Source organism: Pseudomonas sp. CDFA 610 (assembly GCF_021147865.1).
Classification (GTDB): domain Bacteria; phylum Pseudomonadota; class Gammaproteobacteria; order Pseudomonadales; family Pseudomonadaceae; genus Aquipseudomonas; species Aquipseudomonas alliivorans.
Map to the genome: position 1 here is coordinate 1 of NZ_JAGTPM010000030.1, position 534 is coordinate 534.

Here is a 534-nt window from a genome sequence, read left to right on the forward strand (position 1 = left end):
TAGGCTCTGTACGAAATCATCTGAAACTCATTTGAACCCAGCAAGCGTCGGGAGTCAGTAAAGTCCGCGTCCATCAACGGCAGGAGCCCACGATGGCCAAACGGTACGAACTCCCCGACGCAGCCTGGGATTTGGTTGTAGACATCTTCAGTGAACCCCGCCGTAACGGACGCCCACGGGCAGATGATCGGCTGATGCTTAACGGTGTGCTCTGGGTGCTCTGCTCGGGTGCTGCCTGGCGCGACATGCCCGAACGCTTCGGCCCGTGGTCAACGGTTTATCAACGCTTTCGTGACTGGCGCAATCGCGGGACGCTCGACCAGATGCTCAAGCGGCTCCACATCAAGCTGAACGAGCAAGGGTTAATTGATCTGGAGACCTGGATGATTGACTCCACGGCGGTACGCGCAACCCGGGCCTCTTCTGGTGCTGGGAAAAAAGGGGGCCTGAAGAACCGCAAGACCACGCCCTCGGTCGAAGCCGGGGCGGCCTGACAACGAAGATCCATATGCTGTGCGACGCCAATGGCGTACC

The 534-nt window shown here is 59.2% G+C and carries 1 pseudogene; it reads left to right on the forward strand.

The annotated features are described in order from the left end of the window. Positions 1-92: 92 nt before the first annotated feature. A pseudogene (locus tag KDX39_RS26320) lies at positions 93-534 on the forward strand (IS5 family transposase); the annotation flags it as partial.